This window comes from Nonomuraea sp. NPDC023979 (assembly GCF_040639085.1).
GTDB lineage: Bacteria > Actinomycetota > Actinomycetes > Streptosporangiales > Streptosporangiaceae > Nonomuraea > Nonomuraea ceibae.
Window position 1 is genome coordinate 1 of record NZ_JBEZZG010000036.1, and the last position, 24359, is coordinate 24359.

Annotated in this window: 23 protein-coding genes and 1 tRNA gene; 12 read left to right on the plus strand and 12 right to left on the minus strand. The window is 74.6% G+C overall.

Features of this window, described 5'->3' with window-relative positions:
• The 6 genes from AB0G11_RS40175 to AB0G11_RS40200 form a co-directional block, all read right to left on the minus strand.
• Positions 1-181 (minus strand): hypothetical protein (locus AB0G11_RS40175; RefSeq protein ID WP_357591941.1); only part of this gene is annotated, 181 nt, incomplete at its 3' end.
• Positions 178-882, minus strand: coding sequence for an FHA domain-containing protein (locus tag AB0G11_RS40180; RefSeq protein ID WP_357591943.1), 705 nt, complete (start codon positions 880-882; stop codon positions 178-180). The genes AB0G11_RS40180 and AB0G11_RS40175, both read right to left, overlap by 4 nt.
• Positions 882-2171, minus strand: a complete 1290-nt coding sequence (locus tag AB0G11_RS40185) for a VWA domain-containing protein (protein WP_219518303.1) — start codon at positions 2169-2171, stop codon at positions 882-884. The genes AB0G11_RS40180 and AB0G11_RS40185 overlap by 1 nt, the downstream gene beginning before the upstream one ends.
• A complete protein-coding gene (locus AB0G11_RS40190) occupies positions 2164-3051 on the minus strand; it encodes a protein phosphatase 2C domain-containing protein (protein WP_357591945.1) in 888 nt (295 codons plus the stop codon). Before AB0G11_RS40190 ends, AB0G11_RS40185 begins: the two co-directional genes overlap by 8 nt.
• Positions 3048-5258 carry a tetratricopeptide repeat protein gene (locus AB0G11_RS40195; protein ID WP_357591946.1) on the minus strand — a complete coding sequence of 737 codons (2211 nt, stop codon included), beginning with the start codon at positions 5256-5258 and terminating at the stop codon, positions 3048-3050. Before AB0G11_RS40195 ends, AB0G11_RS40190 begins: the two co-directional genes overlap by 4 nt.
• A complete protein-coding gene (locus tag AB0G11_RS40200) occupies positions 5255-6424 on the minus strand; it encodes an FUSC family protein (protein ID WP_219518300.1) in 1170 nt (389 codons plus the stop codon). The genes AB0G11_RS40195 and AB0G11_RS40200 overlap by 4 nt, the downstream gene beginning before the upstream one ends.
• Positions 6425-6608: 184 nt before the next feature.
• Between AB0G11_RS40200 and AB0G11_RS40205 the strand changes: the two genes are divergently transcribed.
• Genes AB0G11_RS40205 through AB0G11_RS40215 form a run of 3 tightly spaced genes read left to right on the plus strand, consistent with a single transcriptional unit; the run spans position 6609 to position 8556 of the window.
• Complete coding sequence (locus AB0G11_RS40205; RefSeq protein WP_219518299.1) at positions 6609-6767, plus strand: hypothetical protein; 159 nt, start codon at positions 6609-6611, stop codon at positions 6765-6767.
• A 32-nt stretch (positions 6768-6799) separates the two neighbouring features.
• Positions 6800-8086, plus strand: coding sequence for a hypothetical protein (locus AB0G11_RS40210; RefSeq protein ID WP_357591948.1), 1287 nt, complete (start codon positions 6800-6802; stop codon positions 8084-8086).
• The gene (locus AB0G11_RS40215; protein WP_219518295.1) at positions 8083-8556 is read left to right on the plus strand and encodes a hypothetical protein; all 474 of its coding nucleotides are present in this window, start codon (positions 8083-8085) and stop codon (positions 8554-8556) included. The genes AB0G11_RS40210 and AB0G11_RS40215 overlap by 4 nt, the downstream gene beginning before the upstream one ends.
• A 37-nt stretch (positions 8557-8593) precedes the next feature.
• Here AB0G11_RS40215 and AB0G11_RS40220 read toward each other — a convergent pair whose 3' ends face one another.
• On the minus strand, positions 8594-8908 hold the full coding sequence (locus AB0G11_RS40220) for a YtxH domain-containing protein (RefSeq protein WP_219518294.1): 315 nt from the start codon (positions 8906-8908) through the stop codon (positions 8594-8596).
• A 124-nt stretch (positions 8909-9032) separates the two neighbouring features.
• On the opposite strand from AB0G11_RS40220, the gene AB0G11_RS40225 reads away from it, so the two are divergent.
• The 3 genes from AB0G11_RS40225 to AB0G11_RS40235 all read left to right on the plus strand — a co-directional run bounded on the left by AB0G11_RS40225 (position 9033) and on the right by AB0G11_RS40235 (position 11315).
• Positions 9033-9104 (plus strand) — tRNA-Asn (locus AB0G11_RS40225).
• Between the two features lie 286 nt (positions 9105-9390).
• Positions 9391-10500, plus strand: a complete 1110-nt coding sequence (locus AB0G11_RS40230; protein WP_357591950.1) for a nitric oxide synthase oxygenase — start codon at positions 9391-9393, stop codon at positions 10498-10500.
• A gap of 41 nt (positions 10501-10541) precedes the next feature.
• Complete coding sequence (locus AB0G11_RS40235; protein WP_357591952.1) at positions 10542-11315, plus strand: enoyl-CoA hydratase-related protein; 774 nt, start codon at positions 10542-10544, stop codon at positions 11313-11315.
• Between the two features lie 17 nt (positions 11316-11332).
• Here AB0G11_RS40235 and galK read toward each other — a convergent pair whose 3' ends face one another.
• Positions 11333-12448, minus strand: coding sequence for a galactokinase (gene galK / locus AB0G11_RS40240; RefSeq protein WP_219518291.1), 1116 nt, complete (start codon positions 12446-12448; stop codon positions 11333-11335).
• Positions 12449-12518: 70 nt separating this feature from the next.
• Here galK and AB0G11_RS40245 point away from each other — a divergent pair, with 70 nt between their 5' ends.
• Positions 12519-13373: a 1-aminocyclopropane-1-carboxylate deaminase/D-cysteine desulfhydrase gene (locus tag AB0G11_RS40245; protein WP_357591954.1), complete on the plus strand. Its 855-nt coding sequence runs from the start codon at positions 12519-12521 to the stop codon at positions 13371-13373.
• Here the strand turns inward: AB0G11_RS40245 and AB0G11_RS40250 are convergent.
• Together AB0G11_RS40250 and AB0G11_RS40255 are read right to left on the minus strand one after the other, a co-directional pair.
• Positions 13298-13969: a DUF6766 family protein gene (locus tag AB0G11_RS40250; protein ID WP_357591956.1), complete on the minus strand. Its 672-nt coding sequence runs from the start codon at positions 13967-13969 to the stop codon at positions 13298-13300. The genes AB0G11_RS40245 and AB0G11_RS40250 overlap by 76 nt on opposite strands.
• Positions 13970-14048: 79 nt before the next feature.
• The gene (locus tag AB0G11_RS40255; RefSeq protein WP_219518285.1) at positions 14049-14426 is read right to left on the minus strand and encodes a hypothetical protein; all 378 of its coding nucleotides are present in this window, start codon (positions 14424-14426) and stop codon (positions 14049-14051) included.
• Positions 14427-14467: 41 nt separating this feature from the next.
• On the opposite strand from AB0G11_RS40255, the gene AB0G11_RS40260 reads away from it, so the two are divergent.
• On the plus strand, positions 14468-14971 hold the full coding sequence (locus AB0G11_RS40260; RefSeq protein WP_219518283.1) for a DinB family protein: 504 nt from the start codon (positions 14468-14470) through the stop codon (positions 14969-14971).
• 10 nt (positions 14972-14981) lie between these two features.
• Here AB0G11_RS40260 and AB0G11_RS40265 read toward each other — a convergent pair whose 3' ends face one another.
• Positions 14982-15872 carry a LysR family transcriptional regulator gene (locus tag AB0G11_RS40265; protein WP_219518281.1) on the minus strand — a complete coding sequence of 297 codons (891 nt, stop codon included), beginning with the start codon at positions 15870-15872 and terminating at the stop codon, positions 14982-14984.
• A gap of 91 nt (positions 15873-15963) precedes the next feature.
• On the opposite strand from AB0G11_RS40265, the gene AB0G11_RS40270 reads away from it, so the two are divergent.
• Together AB0G11_RS40270 and AB0G11_RS40275 are read left to right on the plus strand one after the other, a co-directional pair.
• A complete protein-coding gene (locus AB0G11_RS40270; RefSeq protein ID WP_357591958.1) occupies positions 15964-16452 on the plus strand; it encodes a cupin domain-containing protein in 489 nt (162 codons plus the stop codon).
• Complete coding sequence (locus tag AB0G11_RS40275) at positions 16449-17813, plus strand: MFS transporter (RefSeq protein WP_357591960.1); 1365 nt, start codon at positions 16449-16451, stop codon at positions 17811-17813. Before AB0G11_RS40270 ends, AB0G11_RS40275 begins: the two co-directional genes overlap by 4 nt.
• Here AB0G11_RS40275 and AB0G11_RS40280 read toward each other — a convergent pair.
• Positions 17773-18318 (minus strand): hypothetical protein, encoded by a 546-nt coding sequence (locus tag AB0G11_RS40280; RefSeq protein WP_246647159.1) that lies wholly within the window; start codon positions 18316-18318, stop codon positions 17773-17775. The two genes, AB0G11_RS40275 and AB0G11_RS40280, sit on opposite strands and share 41 nt — an antisense overlap.
• A gap of 99 nt (positions 18319-18417) precedes the next feature.
• Here AB0G11_RS40280 and AB0G11_RS40285 point away from each other — a divergent pair, with 99 nt between their 5' ends.
• Entirely contained in the window at positions 18418-23601 is a 5184-nt protein-coding gene (locus tag AB0G11_RS40285; RefSeq protein ID WP_357591962.1) for a tetratricopeptide repeat protein, read from the plus strand.
• 46 nt (positions 23602-23647) lie between these two features.
• The gene (locus AB0G11_RS40290; protein WP_219508043.1) at positions 23648-24358 is read left to right on the plus strand and encodes a TetR/AcrR family transcriptional regulator; all 711 of its coding nucleotides are present in this window, start codon (positions 23648-23650) and stop codon (positions 24356-24358) included.
• The last annotated feature ends 1 nt before the right edge of the window (position 24359 follow it).

Consider the following 24359-nt stretch of genomic DNA (forward strand, 5'->3'; position numbering starts at 1 on the left):
ATCTGGAGGTGACGGCCACGAGCGTCTCGACGTCGAGCTCGCGCCCCACGACCGCCCCGGCGCGCTGGAGCTCGCGGGTCTCCTCCGGCACGGGCGCGGGCGCGGCCTGCGGGGCGGGCGCGGCGGGCGCGACCGGCGGCGGCGCGGGCGGGGCGGGGGGCGCGGTGGGCGTCATCGTCAAGGCGTGCCCTCCCTGATCGTGATGACCGTCCACGCGCCGAGGTGGATGCGGTCGCCCAGGCCCACGGGTACGGGCACGTTCACGGTGACGGGCTTGCCGTTGACGTAGGTGCCGTTGGCGGAGCCGGGATCGACGAGCGTCCAGGAGCCGTCCGGCTGGGCGAGCAGCACCGCGTGCAGGTGCGACACGCCCGGGTCGGACGGCGGGCCGGTCAGGTCGATCTCCGGCCGGATGCCGCGGGCCTTGCTCTCGCGGCCGATGCGCACCTGCTCGCCGGCCATCCGGAAGGACCGTTCCGGGCAGTACGGCGGGAACGCGATGGAGCCGGCGTCCGGGCCGCCCTGGGCGATCACCTGCTCGTAGTAGGCCCGGTCGGCCGCCGTGACGGCCTCCCAGCGGGTCCCGCCGCCGGTCACCGGCCCGCGCGCGGGCGCGGCGCCGCCGGCGAAGGAGTGGCCGCACAGCTCGCAGAACTGCCCGGCGCGCGGCGTCTGGCAGACCGGGCAGGGCTCGGCGGGCACGGCCCCGCCGGCGCCACCGGAAGAAGCGGCCGGAGAAGCGGACGGGGGAGCGGACGGGGAGGCAGGCTCGGACGGGCGCCGGCCGGCGGCGGGGGTGGTGCCCGCGGCCTGGATCTGCAGGCCGCAGGTGTCGCAGTAGTCGTCGCTGTCCGACTGGTGGCCCTGCGGGCAGGTCACCATCAGCTGCCCTCCTCGCTCTTGCGCAGCCTGCTGGTGCGGACCGACACGGTGTCGAGCTCGATCTCGTCCGCCTTGTCCACGTTCCGGCGCAGCCTGGCCGTACCGCTGCCGGGGTCGACCTCGACCAGCCTGTTGAGCAGGCGGGCGGTGTCCTCGCGGCCGGACTCGGTGGCGAGCTTCATCGCCCGGCCCAGCCGGGCCGTGGCCCCGTCGACGTCGCCCGCGGCGCGGGCGCTGAGCCCGTCCTGGATGAGGTCGTTGAGCTCCGCCTGGCCGGTGTAGTGGGCGACCCGGTTGTTGATCCGCGTCGACAGCGCCAAGTCGTCGGTCCACTGGGCGAGCACGTTGCCCCGGGCGTACTCCTCCTGGGTGTCGGGGCGCACCAGCTTCACCCAACCGGCCCGGATCTCCTGGCCCGGCTGTCCCGGCGGCACCTCGATGCAGACGTGGTACTCGCGCTCCTCGGCGCCCCACGCCCCGATCGGGTAGTCGCCGGTCAGCGGGTTGACCTCGACCCGCTTGGCCGTCAGGTCGAACAGCTCGGGGACGACCTGCTTGACGAAGACGAGCCGCGCCCCCTGCGGCGCCCACAGGCGCAACGCCAGGTCGGGCACCGTCTTGCTCATCGAGGTCTGGATGATGCGGCGGAAGAAGTCCTCCAGCTCGTGCTGGTTCCTGACGAACTCCACGGTGCCGAGCAGCGCCTCGGCGACCTTGCGCAGCTCGCCGGTCTTCCAGTCGGTGCCGATGCCCAGGCAGTCGCAGGTGAACCTGCCGCTCCACGCCTGCAGCACCGACTCGAACACCGAGTCGCGCTCGTTGTTCTGGCCGTCGGTCATCAGGATGGCGTGCCGCACCGCGTTCGGGTGGGCCGACAGCAGGTTCCCGGCCAGCTTGAGCCATTCGCCGATCGCGGTGCCGCCGCTGGCGCTCAGCTTGCCGATCGCCCGGATCGCCTCCGCCCGGGTGGCCTGATTGGCCTGGACGAGCCGGCCGCCGCCCGGGTACACGACCTTGGCGGTGCCGGTGCCCGAGATCACCGCGAAGTACGCGCCCTCGCGCAACGTCTCCACGGCGGTGGCGGCGGCCTGCCTGGCGTCACGGATCTTGCTGCCGCTCATCGAGCCCGACGTGTCCACGATGATCACTTCGGCGGCCTCGGTGGCCGACACGTCCGCCGGGGCGCCGCCCGACGACGTCACGGTGAGCACCGCGTGCACCTCGCGGCCGTCGGTCGGCAGGTACTTGTTCTGGTCGACATGGAGCGTGAAAGTGGGCTGGTCACCCATGCGAGCCTCCTAGGGGGATCAGGCAGATGGTCACGTTGTCCTGGCCGCCGGAGTCGAGCGCGTGGCGCAGCATCCGGCGGGCCCTGGCCAGCGGGGTCCCGGCGGCGGGGAAGTCGTAGCCGTTCAGGTAGCGCCACAGGCCGTCGCTGCACACGAGCAGCAGGCCGGGGCCGGGCGGGGTGAAGACGCGGGTCCTGGGCGTCACGTCGGGGTAGTCGGCGCCGAGCCAGGCGGTGATCTCGCCGCCGCGGGCGACGTCGTCCTCGGTCAGCATGACGCCGTCGGGCAGCCAGTAGGCGCGCGAGTCGCCCGCCCAGCAGATGCTCACCCGGTCGGGCCTGGCGACCGCCGCCACGTACGTGCAGGCGGGGGCGTCGTCGGGGGAGGTGGCGAGCTTGCCGACCGCCCGGCCGGCCAGCGCGAACGCCTCCTCGTGGGTCAGCCCCCTGGTCAGGGCGTCGGCGGCGGCCTCGCAGGCGGCGGCCGACGCCTCGTCGGCCCGCGGCGAGCTGCCGACGCCGTCGCAGACGACCGCGACCACCGCGGGCGGGCCGCCGTCGTGCGGCTCCGCCGGCACCGGGACGGTCCGCGCCGAGTCCGGTACGGGGACCGGCCCGCCCATGACGGCCAGGGCGAAGGCGTCCTCGTTGCGGGAGCGGCGCAGGCCGCGGTCGGTGATCCCGGCGGCGCCGCCGGGCAGTTCGAGCTCGGCGTGGTCGCGCCCGCTGGGCTGGCGCAGGCCGCAGCGCTCGCAGTAGCCCTCGGCGTCCACGGCCGCCGCGCCGCAGGACGTACAGGCGGGGGAGGTCAGCGGGTGGCCGCAGGTTTCGCAGAACGCGTCGCCGGCGACCACGGGCGCCTCGCAGAGCGGGCAGCTCATACCCACGTCCGGGGGCGCACGGCGTTGGCCAGGTCCACGAGGGCGTGCCGCTCCTGGCGGGAGGCGGCCCCGCCGGCCAGGCCGCGGTAGATCGCCTCCAGCCGCCGCCGGACGTCCCGTTCGGTGAGGGGCGCGCCCGCCAGCCGCAGGGCGGGGTCGGGCGTGCCGGTGCCCAGCCACGTCAGGGCGGCGCGCAGCACCTCGGCCGCCAAGAGGTCGCGGCGGCGTGGATCCAGGCCGGGCAGCCGGTCCAGGCGGGCGGCGGCGCCGGCCAGGGCACGCGCCTCGTCCGGGCCGGACGAGGCGGTCCTGGCGGCGGCGGCGACCAGCGCGAGCTGGGCCGGCACGTGGTGGCTGGAAGTGGCGGGCACCTCGTCGAGCACGTCCACCCGCGCCGTCCTGGCCAGCCCGAACGCGGCGCCGACATAGGAGTGGTCGGTCCGCCACACGCTCTCGTACCAGCGGGTCGCCTCCGGGCGGCCGGACAGCTCCAGCGCGTAGGCCAGCCCCAGCCGGGGCGCGATCTCGCCGGGCATCAGCGACACGCACGCGTCGAACATCGCCACCGCCCTCGGCAGGTCGCCGGTGCTGAGTCCCGCCACCGCCCGGTACCAGGTGACGCGCCAGTCGCGGGCCAGGTCGCCGGCCAGCTCGTCCAGCACGGCGAACGCCTGCGGCGAGCCGCTCTCGGCGTGCAGCCTGGCCAGCGTGAGCCGGGTCTCGGGCGTCGGCGCCATCGCCGACACCTGGGCCAGCAGCTCGTCCGGCAGCCGCCCGGCCAGGCCCGCGAGCGCGCCCGCCGCCGGGTCGGCCGGGTCCAGCAGCGGCACCGGCAGCGCCGCCGCGACCTCCTCCGGGTCCAGCGGGTCGAACACCTGCCGGCCGGACTCGGCCGGGCCCGCCCCCACCGCCTGCCGTTCCGGCCCGAACAGCGTGGACGAAGCCGGGTACGGCACGCCCTCGGCGGCGGCGCTGATCTCCCGCAGCACGCCGACGAGCTGCTCCTCCATCTCCTCGGCGCTCTGGAACCGGTCCGCCGGGTCCGGCGCCGTGGCCCGGCGCAGCAGCCTGGTGAACGACTCGTGCCCGCAGTCGTCGGGCAGCGGCATCGCCACGCCGTTCTTGGCCGGGCTGAACCCGGGCACGGCCAGCACCGCCAGCGTCCGGGCCACCGTGTAGAGGTCGGAGGAGACCGACGACGGCTGCGTCCCCAGCTCGGGCGCGTGGTAGCCGACCGTCACCCACGAGGTGCCCGCCGGCGACCCCAGCCGCTGTACGGCGCCGAGGTCGATGAGCTTGAGCCGCTTGCCGACCCGGATCACGTTGGCCGGCTTGAGGTCGCAGTAGACCAGGCCCTGCTCGTGCAGGTAGGCGAACGCGCGGAGGATCTCCCGGCCGTAGATCAGCGTCTCGCGCAGCGGCAGCGGCCCCTGCCGGCGCAGGTCCAGCAGGGACTGGCCGCCGACGTACTCCATGATGATGTAGCCGAGGCCGCCGGAGCGCTGGAAGTTGAAGACGTTGACGATGTTCGGGTGGTCGACCATCGTGAGGAACTTCTTCTCGGCCTCGGCCGACTCCAGCGCCTCGGCGTCGGCGGTGTTGAGCAGGCCCTTGAGCACCACCCACAGGCCGTCCAGGTTCTCGTCGGCGGCCAGGTAGATCCAGCCGAGCCCGCCGTGCGCCAGGCAGCCCAGCACCCGGTACTGCCCCGCCACCAGGTCGCCCTTGGCCAGCTTGGGGGTGAAGGAGAACCGGGTGCCGCAGTTGGGGCAGAAGCCGTCGGCCACGCCCGGCCTGCCGTCGCGCGAGCGGCCGACGGGCTGGCCGCAGTCGGGGTTGGCGCAGAAGCGGTTCTTCTCGGGCACCATCGGGTCGGCCATGACGGCGCTGGCCGGGTCGCGGTAGGGCGCCGAGGGCAGGTCGGCGATCCCGGCCACCACGCCCGCCCGCGACCTTCCGCTGCTCGCCGGAGAGGTCACGGCGCCGCTCATCGGGCCGCTCACCGGCCCGCTCATGGGGCTGCTGACGGCTCCCGGCGGGCCGGTCAGGGGCTGGGACAGGGCGGCCGGCGCGGCGGAGCCCGTGGCGGGCGACGCCGGGAACACGACAGGCCCCGCCGCCGTGGCGACCGCCGCCGGGTGACCGCACAGGTCGCAGTACCCGTCGTCGATCGTGCCCGTGCACCCGGGCTGAGCGCAGGACGTCATCGGCCACCTCCGTGGATCGCACGCTTGTACAGCTCGACGGCCTGGGCCGCCTCGGTCAGGTCACAGGGCGCCGTCCACAGCAGCAGCCGCGCCCGTTCGTACAGCCGCAGGGCCTCGGGGTCCTCCACCGTGCCCTGGCGCGCCGCCTTCGCCTGGCTGGCGCCGAGCAGCCCGCGCAGCTCGTCCCGCCGGCCGATCAGCCCGGCCAGCGCCGCCGCCGTGGCCCTGGCCTGCGCGGCGGCCTGCCGGACGCGCTCCTCCAGCCCGGTCAGCCGCTCGGCCCGCTCCACCCAGGCGCCCGCCGCCACGTCCAGCGCGTCCAGCTCGGCCACCAGCTCCGGCACCCGGGTGCGCGGCTGCGCCTGCGGGGGCAGCGCGATCTTCACCACGACCCGGCCGTGCGCCAGCCGGGCCTCGCTCTCGGCGGCGCGTACGTCGTCCAGGGCGGCCACGAGGTTCTCCCGGCGCGTCGCGTACTCGTCCTTGACGGCCACCGCCCGCTCCAGGCCGGCGCGGGTCTCGGCCAGGCGGCGGAGGAGGGGGTCCAGCTCCCGCTTGACCGGCCCGGCGTCCAGCGGGTCCGCCAGCACGGCGGCGCGCAGCCGGGCCAGGCCGGACTCGGCGGAGGTCAGGTCGGCGGGTTCGCCCAGGCGGCCGTGCAGCTCGCGCACGTCGCGCAGCGTGCGGTCGGCCTCGTCCAGGCGGGGCAGCAGCGCGGTCCACGCCGCGTCGATCTCGGTCAGCGCGTCCGTGGCGGTCCGGAAGGCGGCGTCCATCCGCAGCACGGTCTCGTCCAGCGTCAGCCGCTCGTCCGCCTGGGGTAACAGCGAGCGCTGCTCGACGGGCCTGGCCGGAGCCTTCAGCACCACCGACGGCCCCGACAGCAGCTCCGTCAGCCGTTCGAGCTGGTCGCCGCCCAGCCGGGAGCGCTCGCCCCGGACCTGCTCGGCGGTCCGCAGCACGGCCCGGTAGGCGTCGTTCAGCGACCACAGCGTGCCCAGCGCGTCCAGCGCCGCCGACCAGCGCGCCTGCGTGGCGCCGCGTAAGGAGGCTCCCTTGAGGAGCTGGTAGGTGGTGTGCGACTCCAGGTCGAGCAGGTCACCCGAGATGCGGTCGCGTTCGGCGGCCCGGGTTCGCAGCGCGTGCTCGGCGCCTTCCCTGCTCATCGGTGGTCCCAGGCTCATCACGCTCCCGTGGCAGCAGGTCCCCGCCGTCTACCGGCACAACGGGGGGTCTGACCGGTTGGTTCCAGAAGTATTGGTTCCAGAAGTAAGGGTGGTCCCTGACTTGTCCCTGATTGAACCCCCTGACGCCTGCAATTCGCTTAAATGATCTCGTACCGTCATGGACATGGGACGAATTCTTCTGGTCATTCTGGCGGTCATCGCCGCACTCTTCCTCGTCGGCCCCCTGCTCGGCTTCGCGTTCGGGGTGCTCAAGTGGGTTCTCATCATCGGCGGTGTGGCCGTTGCCGTGATGCTCGCCTCGAAGTGGTTCAGCCGGGCGTAGCTTCGGCGGGCCTTCCGGCGCATAGTGGGTTGATGGAGGCGCGGCCGGCGGTCGACGACGCCGCCCTCGGGCGCGAGGCACTGTCCGTGCTCGAGGCGAACTGGACGGGCAGCGCCACCGTGCCCGCGCCCGGCCTCTACCCGCACCAATGGAGCTGGGACTCCGCGTTCGTGGTGATCGGCCTGGCCCGCCACCACCCCGGACGGGCCCGCGCCGAGCTCCTCAGCCTGTTACAGGGCCAGTGGTCGACGGGCATGCTGCCGCACATCGTCTTCCACACGCCCGAGGCGTACTTCCCCGGCCCGGCGGTGTGGCGCTCCCACGACCACGAGGCCGCGCCCCGCGTGCTCACCTCCGGGCTCACCGCGCCGCCGCTGCACGGGCTCGCCCTGCAGTGGCTCTACCGGCACACCGGCGACGCCGCGCTCGTCCGGCTGGCCTTCCCGGCGCTCGCCGCCCAGCACGCCTACCTCGCCGAGGCGCGCGACCTGGGCGGCGCCGGCCTGGCCGCGATCGTCCACCCGTGGGAGTCGGGCATGGACGACAGCCCGGCCTGGGACGAGCCGCTGGCCGCGCTCCCCGAGATCCGCTACGGCTACCGCAACCTCGACCTGGACGAGCGGCACCCCGACAGCGACCACGACCGCTACGTGTGGCTGGCGCTGCGCTACCGCGACAGCGGCTACCGGCCCGAATACCTGCGCGACGAGCACCCGTTCGCCATCGAGGACCCGATGTTCAACGGCATCTGGCTCGCCTCCTGCCACGCCATGACCGAGCTCGCGCGGGTGGCCGGCGCCGACCCCGCCCCGCACGCCGAACGCGCCGACCGCATCAGGCACGCGCTCCTCGACCGCCTGTGGGACGGCTGCTTCTACGCCCGCGACCTGCGGGCCGACAGGCTGATCCGGGTCTGCACCGTCGGCGCGTTCGGGCCGCTGCTCGACCCCGGCCTGCCCGGCGAACAGCTCCGCACCTGCGTCGAGATCCTCGAATCGGCCCGCTTCATGGGCGCCACCGGCTACCCGGTGCCGAGCTGCGAGATCCGCGCCGCCCAGTTCGACCGCACCCGCTACTGGCGGGGGCCGTCCTGGGTGAACACCAACTGGCTGCTGCGCCACGCCGCCGGCGTGCACGCGCTCGACGCGCTCGGCCGCCAGCTCACCAACGGCACCCTGCGCCTGGTCCGCCAGGCGGGCTTCCGCGAGTGCTTCGACCCGTTCGACGGCAGCGGGCGCGGCTGCCGCGACTTCTCCTGGAGCGCGGCGCTCACCCTCGACCTGCTGGCCGACGCCCTGGCCGATACCTTGGAAGGATGAAAGTCTTCCGCCGCCTGCCCGCCGACGCCCGCCGGTCCCTGGAGACCGAGCCGGGGGAGCGGGTGCTCACGTTCGCGCCGTCCGGCGACGGCTACCTGGTGGCCACCACGCTGGCGCTCCACCTGCCCGGCGGGGGACGGATCCCGTACGAGGACGTCGACCGGGCCTCATGGGACGAGAACGGCCTCAACCTGATCACCACCGGCGGCGAGCGCCACCGGGTGAGCACCACCGAGCCCGGGCTGCTGCCCGAGACCGTGCGCGAGCGCGTCAACGCCACCATCGTGGTCAACAAACACGTCGACCTGCCCGGCCGCGGCGGCGTCCGGCTCGTGGCCAGACGCAGGCCGGGCGGGGAGGTGACGGGCTGGACGCTCGTGTTCGACGACGGCCTGGACCCCGACGACCCCGGGCTGCGCGCCCAGGCGGAGCAGGCCCTCGAAGGACTGCGGCGCAGCATGGGCGTGTGACCCCGGACGATCCGGCCGCCACACGCCCACGCGGCGGCTAGTAGGGCATGCCGGTCTGTCCGGCTCCGGTCTTCGTCTGGTCGACCGTCTCGTCCGGCCAGCCGGTGCCCCGATCGCCGTCATGGTCATGCTTGTGCATGAACGGCATCTGGCGGTTGCTGATCTTCTCCTTGGCCATCCCGCCGACCTTCGACATCTGCGCGTTGAACACCCCCGCGGCCTCCTGCACCCGGGGGCTGTCGGCCACACGCTGGGCCGTGCGCTTGATCTGCTCGTAACGCTCGCGCCCCGCCCGGCTGCCCAGCACGTAGCCCAGCGCCAGACCGGCGACGAATGACATTCGATATCGCATGTTTCGCACCTCCGCTCCCACCGCCCTACCCCGATGACGATGCGACACGCACTCCCGGAGTGCGCTAATCTATTCCTGCGCACGACGGAGGGGCCAAGCCCCACCGGCAGGCGCACAAGCGCGATCCCGCGTAGCTCAACGGCAGAGCAGCCGGCTGTTAACCGGCAGGTTATAGGTTCGAGTCCTATCGCGGGAGCTTGCCCACCTCAGGCCCCCTTCCGACACCGGAAGGGGGCCTGAGTCGTTTCCGGACGTTGAGGCGCAGGTTGCCCGGTGTAGTCGGCAGGTTACGCGGTTTCGTGTTTTGCCGGACACGGGAGGGATCGGCGGGTAAGGATGGGACCGTCGCGCCGGGGTCCGCCTCGGGGCGGCTGCCGCGGACAAGCCCGGGACGGTGGCGTGGAGAGGACGCCGCCGGCAGGAGACGCCGCCGACCCGGAATCGGCGGGGCGCTCCGTGAACGGAAATGTGCTGGTTACTGCGTGCGTACCTGGATCAAGTCCCTGCGCCCCACCGAGCCCCGTACCGACGCCCGGGAAGCCGAGCGGTTCATCAGGCTCTTCCATGCCGAGAACCCGGGCGGCGGCCTGAACGCCCGGTTACGTGACGTCGCCCGGGAGATCGCCCGCCGGGGCACCTACACCCACACCGGTGAGGAGCTGCGGTTCGGCGCCCGGGTGGCCTGGCGCAACAGCAATCGTTGCATCGGCCGCCTCTACTGGAAGTCGCTGAGGGTGCGTGACCGGCGGCACGTCACCGGGGCCGAGGGGGTGGCCGTGGAGTGCGTGGCGCACCTGCGCGAGGCCACCGGCGACGGCCGGATCAGGCCGACGATCACGGTGTTCCCGCGCGACGCGCCCGGCCGTCCCGCGCCGAGGGTGCTGAACGAGCAGCTTGTCCGCTACGCGGGATACCGGCGGCCGGACGGCTCGGTCGCCGGGGACCCGCGCTACGTGGCGTTCACGGCGCTGGCCCGTGAGCTGGGGTGGCGGGGCGGCGGCGGAGGCAGGTTCGACGTGCTGCCGCTGGTCGTCGACCCCGGCACAGGTGGCAGGCCGCTGCTGGCGAACCTGCCGGGGGACGCGGTGCTGGAGGTGCCGATCACGCATCCGGAGTTCGCCTGGTTCGCCGAGCTGGGGCTGCGTTGGCACGCGGTCCCGGCGATCTCCAATCTGTGCCTGGAGATCGGCGGCGTCTGCTACCCGTGCGCGCCGTTCAACGGCTGGTACATGGGCGCGGAGATCGGAGCGCGCAACCTGGCCGACGCCGACCGCTACGACCAGCTCCCGGCGGTCGCCGCCCGGCTCGGCCTGGACACCTCCACCGAGCGCTCGCTCTGGCGCGACCACGCGCTGGTGGAGCTGAACGTGGCGGTGCTTCACTCGTTCGCGGCGGCGGGGGTGACGATGACCGACCACCACACGGAGTCGAGCCGCTTCCTGACCCACCTGGCGCGCGAGGAGAAGGCCGGGCGCACCTGCCCCGCCGACTGGTCGTGGATCGTGCCGCCCATCTCCGGCGGCGTCACCCCGGTCTTCCACCGCTACTACGACAACCCGACGCTCACGCCGAACTTCGTGCCCCGGCACTGAGCCGCCTTGCACCCCCGGCCTAGAACATGCTTCTGTTAAGCATGGCCGAACTCGTGCTCTCCGCCCTCGACCGGGGCGTGCTCACCCTCGCCTTCAACCGTCCCGACCGGCTCAACGCCTGGACCGGCGACCTGGGCCGCCGCTACTTCGACCTGCTGGAGCAGGCGGAGAAGGACCCGGACGTGCGGGCGATCGTGGTGACCGGGGCGGGCCGGGGGTTCTGCTCGGGCGCCGACTTCCAGACGCTGGCGTCCATCCAGACCGGCAGCTACGACGAGGAGCCCGACCCCCGGCCCGTCACCTTCCCCACGACCGTCGCCAAGCCGGTCGTCGCGGCCGTCAACGGCGCCTGCGCCGGGCTCGGCATGGTGCACGCCCTGGTCTGCGACCTGGTCTTCACCGCCGAGGACGCCAAGTGGACCACCGCCTTCTCGCGGCGCGGCCTCATCGCCGAGTACGGGCTGTCGTGGGTGCTGCCCCGCGTCATGGGCCAGCAGCGGGCGATGGACGTGCTCCTGTCCGGCCGCACCTTCACCGGGCGGGAGGCGTACGAGCTGGGCCTGGCCAACCGCGCGCTGCCGGGCGGCGAGCTGCTGGAGCACGCCCAGCGGTACGCGGCCGACCTGGCCGCGAACGTGTCGCCCGCCTCGATGGCGGTGATCAAGCGGCAGGTGTGGGGCGACTGGACGGCGTCGCTGGAGGAGGCGGCGCGGGCGGCCGCCCGGGAGATGGCCGCCTCGTTCGGGCGGCCCGACTTCGCCGAGGGCGTGGCGAGCTTCCTGGAGCGCCGCCCGCCGAACTTCCCCCCGCTGTGAGCCAGGGGGCCGCTCGGTCAGGAGACGCGGTGGGCGCCCCGGGCCGGGGTGGCCGGCAGGAAGCGGGGCGCGGCCCAGGAGCGCTCGGCGTAGGCGGCCGAGACCGACGCCTTGACGCTGTCGAGGCGGTCCTCGGCGACCAGCGCGATCGCCGAGCCGCCGAAGCCGCCGCCGGTCATGCGGGCGCCCCGGGCGCCGCCCCGGATCGCGGCCTCCACGGCCACGTCCAGCTCCGGCGAGGACACCTCGTACTGGTCGCGCAGCGACAGGTGTGAGGCGTTGAGCAGCGCGCCGATCTCGGCGGGCTTGCCCGCGCGCAGCATCCCGACCAGCGCCTCCACCCGGTGGTTCTCGGTCACCACGTGCATGACGCGCTTGCGCTCGTCGCCCTGCAGCAGCTCCAGCGCCCCGGCCAGGTCGTCCACGTCGCGCAGCGCCTCGACGCCCAGCTTGCGGGCCGCCGACTCGCACTCGGCGCGCCGCTTGGCGTACTCGCCGCCCGCGTGCTCGTGGTGCACGCCGGTGTCGATGATCAGCGTGCTCAGCCCCTCGGCCGCCAGGTCGAGCGGGATGCCCCGGGAGCCGAGCGAGCGGCAGTCGAGGAACAGCGCCTGGCCCTCCTTGCACAGCGCGGAGGCGGCCTGGTCCATGATGCCGCAGGGCATGCCGACGAAGTCGTTCTCGGCGCGCTGGGAGAGCAGCGCGATCTCCATGGGAGTCAGGCCGAGGCCGTGCAGGTCGTCGAGCGCGGAGGCGACCGACACCTCCAGGGCGGCGCTGGAGCTCAGCCCGGCGCCCTGCGGCACGTCGCCGTCGACCGCGATGTCGGCGCCGGGCACCCGGTCGCCCAGCATGGCCAGGACGCCGACGACGTAGCGGGTCCAGCCGCGCGACTCCTCATGGGCGGCGATCGTGACGGGCTCGGGGGAGCCGGACTGCAGCGAGAGCAGGCGGATCGTGCGGTCCGCGCGCGGCGTGACGGCGGCGGTGACGCCCCACGGCACCGCGAACGGCAGCACGAAGCCGTCGTTGTAGTCGGTGTGCTCGCCGATCAGGTTGACGCGGCCGGGCGCGTGCCAGACCGTCTCGGGGTCCGAGCCGTACGCGGCACGGAAAGCTTCAACAACCCGCATAATCCAACACTCCTCAACATTGGCCCGACCGTAGACTAGCGCCACGGGCACCACGGGGCGAAGGAGAGGCATGCAGGAGCTTCCGGCACCCGGTCCCGTGCGCGTCTTCCTCAAGCGCGACGACAACAAGGCGCGCAAGCTCCGCCACAACCTCGGCCACGCCCGCGTGCTCACCTTCGGCGGCGCCTACTCCGGCCACATCCGGGCGGTCGCGGCGGCCGGGCGGCGCCACGGGTTCGAGACGATCGGCGTGATCCGCGGCGAGGAGCACCTGCCGCTCAACCCGTCGCTCGCCTACGCCGTCTCCTGCGGGATGCGGCTCGACTACCTCGACCGCGCCGCCTACCGGCGCAAGCACACGCCCGAGATCGAGGCGATGCTGCGGGAGCGGTGGGGCGAGGTGACGATCCTGCCCGAGGGAGGCAGCAACGCCGCCGCCGTCCGCGGCTGCGCCGAGCTCCCCGCGGAGATCACCGGCCCGTACGACGTGATCTGCTGCCCGGTGGGCACCGGCGGCACGCTGGCGGGCATCGCGGCCGGGCTGCCGGAGGGCCGCCGGGCGCTCGGGTTCGCGGTGCTCAAGGGGGCCGGGTTCCTGGCGGGCGAGGTGGCCAGGCTGCAACGCGAGGCGTACGGGCGTGTCCGGCCCAACTGGTCGGTCAACCTCGACTACCACTTCGGCGGCTACGCCCGCACCACCCCCGAGCTCGACCGGTTCGCCGCCGAGCACCGGGTCGAGAGCGTGTACGTCGCCAAGATGCTCTACGGCGTGCTCGACCTCGTATGGCGCGGCCACTTCCCGGCGGGCACCCGGATCGTCGCCGTCATCACCGGCGAGCCTTGGCCGCCTCAGCCCTCCACGCCCGTCGCCGTGTGCGCCGCGCCGACCGGCTTGGACTCGGGCGAGCCGCGCTGGCGCAGGTAGATGGAGAGCACCACCATCGACAGCACGGCCAGCAGCTCCGACTGCCAGTTCTGCAGGCTGCGGTCCCAGAAGTCGGGCGAGGTCACGTAGCCGCCCCAGGTGACGGGATCGCGCAGGGCGCTGAGCCGTTCGGCGTTGTACGAGGCCAGCCCCGCCACCGACTGGGCCAGCCACGACAGCACGAAGATCGTCCCCATCGTGAGCCCCAGCGAGTTGCTGAACAGCCACAGCCGCAACCCCCTGGCCCGCGCCCAGGCCGGCGAGTCGGCGTCCGCGTAGGGGCCGATCTGCTGCTCCTCGTCCGACTCGGCGCCCTCCTTGCCGGGCTCCTTCGACTCGGGCGATCCGCGCTGCACCATCCAGATGGTGAACAGGATGAACAGCAGGAACTGCAGATACTCCGACTGCCAGTTCTCCGCCACGTTGACCGCGAAGGCCGAGGACGTGACGTAGTCCAGGTAGCCCACCGGCTGGCCGCCCTCGACGAGCTGCTGCTCGTTGTGGCCGAGCATGCCCGCGAGCCCCTGCCCGGCCAGGCACAGCAGGAACAGCGTCATGAACGCGATCGACAGTGCGTTGTCCCTGATGCGTCTCATAGGTGCGAAAGCCCCATCCCGAAGAAGAAGATCAGCCCCGACACGATGATGATCAGGGTCAGCGTGAACATCACCCGCATCAGTTCTCCACCTCGCAGTCGTAGGGGAGATCGGGCACCGGCTCGCAGCCGGCCGCCTTGACCCGCCACCCGTCGGTGTAGCGCTGGAGGAAGAGCGTGTCGCCCGCGAGCCTGACCAGCGCGGTGTCACCCCAGACGGTCACCTCGGTCACCCCGCCGGGATCGCCCAGGTTCAGCTCGCGCAGCGCCTCCGGGCAGCTCTGGCCGCGATCGGGCAGGTTCTCGGCCGTCTTCCTGGCCAGCATCGCGCAGGCCGCCTCCGCCTGTTGGGCGGCGAGCGCGGCGCGGAACCGCTCGGCCGCGCGGGCCGGCCCGGCGGTGTCGATGGCGCAGCCGGTGACCAGCGCCAGCGCCAGCACCCCGGGAACGATTCTCATGAGCCACTGCTACCCCGGCGATGATCGGGCATGCTTGGGCGATGCAGAGGACCGACACTCCCGCGACGTGGGACGAGCGAGCCACGCTGACCGCGTTTCACCGCTACGCGCGCGACACCGCCCGCCACAAGTGCGAAGGGCTCTCCGACGCCGACGCCAGGAAGGCGCCTCTGCCGGCCTCGCCTCTCATGACCGTCGCCGGCGTGGTCAACCACCTGCGCTGGAACGAGCACTGGTGGTTCGAGGTGATGTTCCTGGGCCGCGAGGACCGGGGCCCGTGGACCGAGGCGGACCCCGACGCCGAGTTCACCGCCGCGCTGGAGCTGCCGCTGGAGCGGGTGCTGGCCGAGTACGAGGCGCAGTGCGCGCTCGTCGACGAGCTCGTCGCGGACGTCGGCCTGGACGCCACGTCGGCGCGTACCGACAGCCGGGGCGACCACCTCACGCTGCGCTGGATCATTGGCCACATGACGGAGGAGACCGCCCGCCACAACGGCCACCTGGACATCCTGCGCGAGCTGATCGACGGCGCCAAGGGCGCCTGACCCGGGGCCGTCAGGTGACGGCGGCCAGCGCGTCCAGCAGGTGGCGGACGGCGGGGGCCGGCGGGCCGGGGGCGACGGCCAGCGAGGTGGTCAGCGTGAGCCCGGCGAGCGGGCGGATGACCACCCGGGGGATCTCCGGCAGGGTGGTGACCTCGTAGAAGACCGTCCACGACGGGGCGCCCGCGCCGATGCCGGCGAGCGTCTCCTGGAACGTCGTGAACGGCGGCCCGGGAGGCGGCGCGACCCCCGCCTCCCGGCAGGCGTCGGTGACCAGGTCGTGGAAGGGCGGGTTGTCCTCGCGGGGGGCGAGCCGGAGCGGGAGGTCCGCGAGGTCCTCCAGCCGGAGCTCCGCCGCGCCCGCCATCCGGTGCCCGGCGGGCAGCGCCACGTAGAGCGGGTCCGTCCAGATCGGGAGCAGCTCCAAGCCCGGCGCGTCGCCGAGCGCGCGGACCAGGGCCGCGTCGAGCTCGCCCGACCGCACGGCCGCCAGCCGGGCGGGCAGCGGCAGGCGGCGCGGGCGGACCTGGAGACGCGGGGCGCGGGCGGCCAGCTCGTTCAGCGTCCGGAAGATCCGGTCGCCGGGCCCCTGCACGATCCCCAGGCGCAGGACGCCGTCGGCGCCCGCGCGGATGTCGGCGGCCACCTGCCGGGTGCGGTCCGCGGCGGCCAGCACGGCCCGCGCCTCGGGCAGCAGCCGCTCGCCCGCGCCGGTCAGCCGCACGTGCCGGGTCGACCGGTCGAACAGCGGCACGCCCAGCTCGCGTTCGAGGCGGCGGATCTGCTGGCTCACCGCCGACTGCACGATGCTCAGCCGCTCGGCCGCGCGGCCGAACCCGCCCTCCTCGGCGACCGCTGCGAAGTACGCGAGCTGCCGCAGCTCCACCGGCGCCCCTCGATTCATCTCGATCGGTGATGACTGCAGGTCATAACCGCTTCTGGTTCACGGCTTGTTCCCGGGATCGAATGAACCCCGAACCTGAAGGGAAACGGATATGACCACATCGCAGGCTCATGTCGTGCACGCCGGGGCGGCGGAGGTCGTCGGCCTCCCCGGGGGCGGGGCGTTCACGTTGCTCACCGACGCGAGCGCCACCGGGGGCGCGCTCGGCGCCAACCGGCTCACGCTGGGGCCGGGCCGCGACGGCGCCAGGCCGCATCACCACGCGCTCTCCACCGAGTTGTTCTACGTCCTGGACGGGGCGCTGGAGTTCCTGCTCGGCGAGGAGGCGGTGACCGTCGCGGCAGGCGGGCTGGTCGTCGTGCCGCCGGGGCTGGTCCACGCGTTCGGCGCGGCCCCGGGGGCGGGCGCCGAGCTGCTGTCCGTCCTGACGCCGGGCGTCGAGCGGTTCGAGTACTTCCGTCAGCTCGCCAGGATCCAGCACGGCTCGGCGTCCTTCGACACTCTGCTGCCGGAGCAGGAGCGCTACGACGTGCACTTCGCGGACGCCGCCGCCTGGACGTCGCCGCGGAGCTCCCGATGACCGCCGCGCCCGTCGCCGCGACCGGGGCGGCGGCCATCGGGCCGGTCTCGACGGCCGTGCGGCTCGGCGGCCTGTTCGGCCCGGCGATCTTCGGCGTCACGGCCGCCGCCGTGGCCCTGCCCGAGGTCGCCGCCGAGCTGCGCGCCGGGCCCGCCCAGGTCGCCTGGGTGCTGACCGCGCACGCGCTGGCGCTCGGCGTCGGCACCGCCGTGTCCGGGCGGCTGGCCGACTCCCGGGGAGCGCGCCTCACGCTGCTGATCGCCTCGCTGACGCTCGCCGCCGGCGCGCTCGTGTGCGTCCTGGCGCCGTCCCTCGGCGTCCTGGTCACCGGGCGGCTGCTGCTGGCCGCCGGGTCCGGCGGCGCGTCGGCGGTCGCCGTCGCGCTGCTCGCGGGCGTGGCCTCCGGTGAGCGCCCGCGCGTGTTCGCCGGGTACGGCGTCGTCCTGGCGCTCTTCGCCTCCGGCGCGACGCTGCTCGGCGGGCTGGTGACGACCGGGCTGAGCTGGCGCGCCACCCTCGTGCTGCCGGTGCTGTCGGTCCTGGCCGTGCCGTTCTGCCTGCGCCTGGCCGTGCGCCCCGGCTCGCGCCGCCCGCTCGACGTCACCGGGGCCGCCGCGCTGACCGTGACCGTGAGCACGCTGATCGTGCTCATCCAGGCCAGGACGCTCAAGCTCGGCCTCCCCGTGATCCTGGCGCTCGCCATGGTGCTCGTGCTCGCCGCCGCCGCGCTGGCCTGGTGGACCGCCCGGCGGCCGGACGGCTTCGTGCCGCGCCAGGTGATCGGCGACGGGGCCTACCGGATCGCCGCCGCGATCGGCGCGGGCGTCTTCGGCGCCCTGTTCGCCGCCATGTACGTGATCCCGCAGTTCCTGGCCGCCACGTACGGGTGGAGCGTCCTCATGGTCGGCCTGGCGCTGCTGCCCGGCGCCGTGGTCGGCGCGGTGCTGTCACGCCGCGCCGGACGCCTCGGCGCGCACGGGGCCCGCCTGCTGCTGGGCGGCACCGCGCTGGCGGCGGCGGTCGCCCTGGCCGTCACCGCGACGGGCTGGGGAGGACCGTGGCCCGCCGTGGCGGCGGCCTCGATGAGCCTCGCCGCGTTCGCCGTCACCCAGGTCGTGATCACCGGCGAGATGTCGGCGCGGCTGCCGCTCCCGCTGCGCGGGGCCGGGATGGGGCTGCTCAACCTGACATTCTTCGTCGGCGGCGGCGTGGGCTCCGCCGTCGCCGGGGCGCTGTCGGACGCGATGCCGCTGCACCGCACGCTGATGGTCGTCGCCCTCTTCCCGCTCGCCGCCGCCGTGGTCGCCGTGACCCGCGCGCCTAACCGAGCTGGTCCAGCACCGGCCCCACCACGTCGTTGAGCGTGCGGGCCAGCACCGACACGGCCCGCACGGCGCTCTCCTCGACCCTGTCGTGCGGGCCCTCCGGCTCGGGCGGCAGCCCGTCGAGCGGCACCGGCACCTCGATCAGCAGGCTCGCCCGCAGGAACGGGTGCCGGGCCAGGTCGCGCTGGGTCGGCTCGACGTACTGGCCGAACGTCTCCTGCCAGCCCAGCCAGCCCCGGTCGCGCCACCACGCCCGCGTCCGCGTCAGCTCGGCCGGCAGCGGCGACACGACCCTGATCCGCGCGTTCAGCGTGCCGTCCCAGGTGTTGCGCACACAGGTCGCGTCGAGCACGCGGCGGTCCCAGCGCACGTAGCCCGGGGACAGCGACGGCGGAGTGGCCAGCCGCCAGGCCGCGCAGGCGAACCGCACCGGCGCGATGTCGCCCCAGTCGAACGCCTCCAGGCTCTTGCGCACATGCGCCGCGTAGCGCCCGTCGCGCTCCCTGTCGAACTCCTGGTCGATCCAGAACGCCTTGGCCATGTCCTCCACCGTACGACCCGCTCAGTGTGCCGAATGCCCTGTGACGCGAGTGACACGTGTGTAGTTTTTTCACTTTATAGGTGACTAAGGAGTGACTACATGACGTCAGAACGGCTCGTGCCCGCCATGAGGAGCTGGGAAGCGGGGGACCTCGACCAGGCGGCCGTGCTGTTCCGGGAGATCGCCGCGACCGGCGACCCCGAGGCGTCACACCTGCTGGCCTCCCTGCTGGAGGAGGCCGGTGACCTCGACGGCGCCGAAGCCGCGCACCGGTCGGTGATCCAGTCGGGCGACCCGGTGTTCGGCCAGCGCTCGGCCATGGCCATGGGCCTCATGCTGGTCGCCGCCCGCGAATGGCCGGCCGCGCACCGGGTGCTGGGCATCGCCGCCGACGGCGCCGACTTCGAGGTCGCCGCGCTCGCCGAGACGGCGCTCGTCCTGGTCTGCACCGAACTGGGCGACCTCGCCGGCGCCGAAGCCGCCCTGGAACGGGCCCGCCGCTGCGACAGCCCCGCCGTCGTCGAACTCGCCGGCCGCCTCGAACTGCCCGACTTCACCCCGGCCGGCACCGCCACCCCCGCCGAACTGTACGAGGCCGCCGAGGACGAGGACGACTACCGGCGCCTCCTCACCTGCGGCGACCCCGAGACCGTGTCGCGGGCCGCGTTCCGCCTCTACCAGCACTACGCCGACGAAGAGGACTTCGAGGCCGCCCGCGAAGTGTGCGAGCACGCCATCGCCGCCGGGTCCGCCGCCCACCTCGCCACCGCGTACAAGCTGCTCGGCGCCGTGCTCGTGGACCTCGGCGAGTACGCCGAGTCCGTCGCCGCCTACGCCAGGGCCGCCGAGGACCCCCGGCCCGGCATCCGCCTGCCCGCCCTCCTCGAACAGGCCAAGGTCATCGCCCAGCTCGGCGACGAGGACGCCACCAAGGCGATCTTCCACCGGGTGATCGCCAGCGGCCAGCGCGAGTACGCCGTCGAGGCCCACGCCTGCCTGGCCCAGATGCACACCGAGGCCGGCGAGGTCACCGAGGCGCTGACCCACCTGCGCCCCGTGCTCGACGCCGGCGAGTCCCGCTGGTCGTCCGTCGGCGTCACCCTCCTGTCGATGCTGCTGGACGCCCACCCCGGCGCGTACGAGGACCTCATGGAGCTGGTACGCGCCGCCGCCGGGCACCCCGACCCCGACACCGCGTACAAGGCCGGGCTGCTGCTCGACCTCGACGCCCGCCGTCAGCCCCTCCCCGACCCCGCCGAGGAACAGGCCCTCCAGGACGCCGACGCCGGCCTCGCCCGGCTGCAGGCCGGCGACCTGCCCGAAGCCCGGCGGCTCCTCCGCCGCGCCGCCGACGCCGGCGGGCCAGAACAGCCGGTACGCGCCATGGTCATGCTCGCCGAGCTGGAACTCGGCGAAGGCGACCGCGAGCAGGCCGACGAACTGCTGTCGTACGTGGCCGAAGGCGAACACGTCATGCAGGGCTTCAGCGCCACCTTCCTGCTGCACCTGCTGCGCGCCTCCGGCGACCGCCTGCACCCCGTCCTGGAGGCGATCGTCGACCACCAGCGGCTCGGCCGCGAGGAATGCCTGCTGCGCTACCGCGCCGCCGCCCGCCACCCCGACCCCGCCGTCGCCGCCATCGGCACCGCCGTCCTCGCCCAGGTGCTCGCCTCCATCGGGTACGACCTGTCGGAAGCGGCCGGGCTCTTCCGCGAGGCCGCGGGCGGCGGCGACCCGTTCGCGCTCTCCTACACGGCGGCCGTCTTCAAGGAGATCCTCCTCGCCCACGACCGGCACGACGAGGCCGCCGACCTGCTGCGCCGCGCCCGCGCCGACGGCCACCCCGCGCTCGCCCCCTGGGTCGCGTACGCGCTCGGCGGGCTCGCCGGGGACGACCTGGCCGAGGCGCGGGCCGCGTTCACCGGGGCCCTGGAGACCCGCCACGCCGGGCTGCGCCGCGAAGCCGCCACCCGGCTGGCCCAGGTGCTCGAACGCCAGGGCGACCTCCTGGCCGCCTGCCGCCTCTACGAGCGGGTCCCCGGCGCCCGCAACGCCGCCCTCCTCGGGCTCACCCGGCTCCGTCTCGACGACCTCGACGGCGCCCGCGCCGCCTTCGCCCAGCTCCCGGCCCCCTCTGCCGACGCCGACGCCGGCGAGCTGGGGCGGTTCGGCAGGAACCTGCTGGAGCGGGACTTCGCCGCCGCCGAACGCGCGATGACCGCGCTGCCCTCCGAGGGCGGCCTCTGGATGGCCACCCTGCTGGCCATGCAGGCCGCCCATGCCTGGCAGCGGACCGGCGACCCCGCCGCCGCCGGGCCCGCCCTCTCGCTGGTGCTGACGGCCGGGCAGGAGGAGAGCCGCCAGGAGGCCGCCCTGTACCTCGCCGCCCTGCGCGACGACGCCGGTGACACCCGCGGCGCGATCGCCGCCTGGGAGCTCGCCGCCACCGGCGACGACCCCGCCCTCGCCGCCACGGCCCTCCGCGCCGCCGGCCACGCCCTGCTGACCCACCCCACCCCCACCCCCACCCCCACTGGGGGGACACCAGAGGAGGAGGCGGCCACCCCCTCCGGGGAGGCGGCCCCCTTCGAAGGGCCGGTGGCCACCGGGGGGACGGCCCAAGGGCCGCTGGTCTCCGGTCTTCCCGCCGTGGGGACGCCCGCGGAGGAGGCGGCCGTCCCCTCCAGAGAGGCGGGTCCCTTCGGTGAAAGACAGGGGTGGGAGGAGGCGGTCGGGGCGTTTGGGAGGGCATTGGAGGTGGAGCCGGGGGATCAGCGGGCCGTGCTGGGGCTGGGGGAGGCGCTGGTGGCGGCGGGGCGGACGGAGCGGGCCGGGGAGGTGCTGGCGGAGGCGTTCGGGAGCGGGGCGCCGCTGCATCTGGCCGCCTTCCTGCGGGCGTACGGGCACCGGGACGAGGCGGTCGCCGTAGCCGGCGAGCTGGCGGTCCGGGAGCCGGGGGAGGCGCCGGTGGCCGAGGGGGCGAGGCTGCTGGGGGAGATGCTGGCCGAGGCGGGGGAGACGGCGGGGGCGCGGGAGGCGTTCGAGCGGGCGGTCGCGGCGGACCCGGAGGGGGCGGGGGCGACGCTGGTGTGCGCCGGGGTCAGCCTGGAGCGGGCGGGCGATGCCGAGGGGGCGCGGATGGCGTTCGAGGGGGCGGCGCGGGACGCCGACCCGTGGGCGGCGCGCGCGGGGCGGGCCCGGCTGGGCACGGCGAGCGCGGAGGAGCTGCCGTGGGGGCTGCTGGCGCTGGGGGACGAGGAGGGCGCGCTGGCCGCCCTGGCCGGGACGGCCGGCAGCCGGGAGGCGGCGGAGCTGACGCTGGCGCTGCACCGCGAGGACGTCGCCACCGTGCGGCGGCTGCTGACCGCGCGCCCGTCGCAGGAGGCGTTCGCCGGGACGCTGCGGGCGGCGGCCGACAGGGGGGAGGCGGCCGAGGAGCTGTACCGGCTGGTCGTCGAGCTGGCGGAGCCGGCCGTGGCGGCGGAGGCCAGGGTGGGGCTGGGCCGGCTGCTGTCGGACGACGGCCGGCACTGCCGGGCCGAGCTGTGCCTGCTGCCCGCGACGCGGGAGGCGGCCACGGCGGGGGCGGCGTGGCGCGCGGTCGGGATCGCCCGGCGGCGGCGCGGGGATCTGACGGGCGCGGTGGAGGCCGTGCGTGAGGCGATGCCGGACGCGGCCGTACAGCTCGCGGAGCTGCTGGAGGAGCTCGGGGACGCGGACGGCGCGCGGGCGGCGCTGGGCGAGGGCGCCGCGGCGGGTGACCTGGAGAGCCTGCGTCACCTGCTGGTGCACCTGCTGGAGCGGGGCGAGTACGACGCGATCCCGGCGCAGGCGGAGCGGGCCGTGGCGACGGGTGATCCGCAGACCGTGGCGATGGGCCACTGGGTGTGGGGTGACGCCTGCCGGTCCACGGGTGACCTGGCGGGCGCGGTGAAGCTGTACCGGCTGGCGATGGAGGCGGGGGACCCGGACGTGGTGCCGGGCGTGCGCGGCGACCTGGCGCAGGCGCTGCGGGCACGGGGTGACGGCGGCGCGGCGGCCGAGCAGGCGTGGCTGGCCATCGAGACCGGCGACCCGGAGACCGCGGCGCGGGCGGGCGTCAACCTGGGCTGCTGGCTGCACGAGGACGGCGACCCGCTGGGCGCGGCCGACGCCTTCGCCGCCGCGCTCCAGGCGAGTGAGCAGCCGGGCGAGCCGCAGGGGGCGGCGGGGACCGCGCTCGGGAACCTCGCCGTGCTCGCGCGACAGGCCGCCGGGCGTGGCGAGCACCAGCTCGCCACGCAGGTGCTGTCGCGGATGGGACGGCACGCGGGCGAGACGGCGCGCGAGCTCGGGGCGGCGTGCGACGATCCGGCGGCCGTGCGGGGCTACTTCGAGCTGGCCGGGCACGGCCCGGTGACGGAGCTGGAGATCGCCGGGCGGCTGGCGGAGCTGGGGCGGACGGCGGAGGCTCGGGCGGTGTACGAGCGGCTGGGCGGTGACGAGGACCCGGACGTGCGGTTCGTGGCGGGCGGCAGGCTGCTGGAGCTGCTGGAGGAGCAGGGCGACGAGGACGCCTTCTACAGCCTGGCCGAGCGGCAGGCGGGTGACGCCGAGAGCCCGGCGCGGGCGATGTTCGGCAGCCTGCTCGGCATGCTGCAGGAGCGCCAGGGCGACACGGAGGCGTCGCTGCGGACGTTGCGGGCGGCGGCGGAGTCAGGCGCGCCGCCCGCGCTGACGGCGCTCGCGCAGGCGCTGGCCGGCGACGGTCAGGTGGCCGAGGCCAGGCGGGTGTACGAGCGCGTCGTCGCCGGCGAGGACGCGGAGCTGGCCGTGCGGGCGATGGTGGCGATCGGGCACACCTATCACGACGACGACCCGGGCCTGGCCAGGGAGTGGTACGTCCGGGCGGTCGAGTCGGGGGCTGGGCACGCGAGCGCGCTGGGCGCGATGTACCTGGGCGCGCTGGCCAAGCGGGAGCGCGACTTCCCCGAGGCGCTCGGCTGGTACCAGCGGGTGATCGACGCGGGCGACCCGGAGTCGGGCATGGCCGCGGCGCACCTGGGCGAGCTGTGTTACTGGCTGGGCGATCTCGACGGCGCGCTGCGCTACTACGAGCTGACACTGGGCCTGACGGACCGGCCGGAGCTGGTCGCGGAGGCGGCCTGCCGGGCGGGCGAGATCCGCTACCGGCACGGTGACCTGGCCGCCGCGGGGGTGCTGCTGGCCCGGGCGGTGGAGACGGGGGACGAGACGTTCGCCGGGGAGGCGGAGGCGCTGCTCGGTAAACTTGCGGTTAATTAAATGACGTCATAGTCTCATCCAGTCAAACATTTATGGGGTGAGGCTGATGGGCAAGGCAGGACGACCGCCCCTGGACCCGGCGCGCCAGCTCGAACGGGCGCACCGGATCCTCGACGCGGCAGCCGAGCTGATCCTGCGCTGGGGCTACGACAAGACCACGATCGACGACGTGGCCGGGCAGGCCGGGGTCGCCAAGGGCACCATCTACCTGCACTGGCGCACGCGCGACGCGCTCTTCTCCGCGCTGCTGCGCCGCGAGCGGGTGCTGATGGTCCAAGAGGTGCGCGAGGCGGCCCCGGCCACGCTCCGGGAGCTGGTCGGCGCGCTCGCCGCCGCGCTGCTGCGGCGCCCGCTGATGAGGGCGCTGCTCGTCGGCGACCGCGAGGTGCTGGGCAAGCTCCGCGCGCTGAAACAGGACAGCCCGGCGACCCCGCTGCTCAGCGACGCCTTCGAGGACTATCTCGGCAGGCTCGACCGGCAGGGCGCCCTCCGTCCCGGCCTGACCGGCCAGGAACGGCTCACGGTCCTCGGGTCGGTGCTCTACGGGTTCGTGATCTCGCAGCCGATGATGCCCGAGCCGCCGGCCGCCGACCGGCTCGCGGAGCTGATCGCCGACACCGCCGACCGGGCGCTGTGCACCGACGGGCCGCCCGGCGACGCCGCCGAGATCGCCCGCGCCACCCTGGACTACCTCGACTCCGTCGAGGCGATCGCCCGCGGCAAGCTGGCCGGCTCCCTCGGCCTTGAGGAGGTGTGAC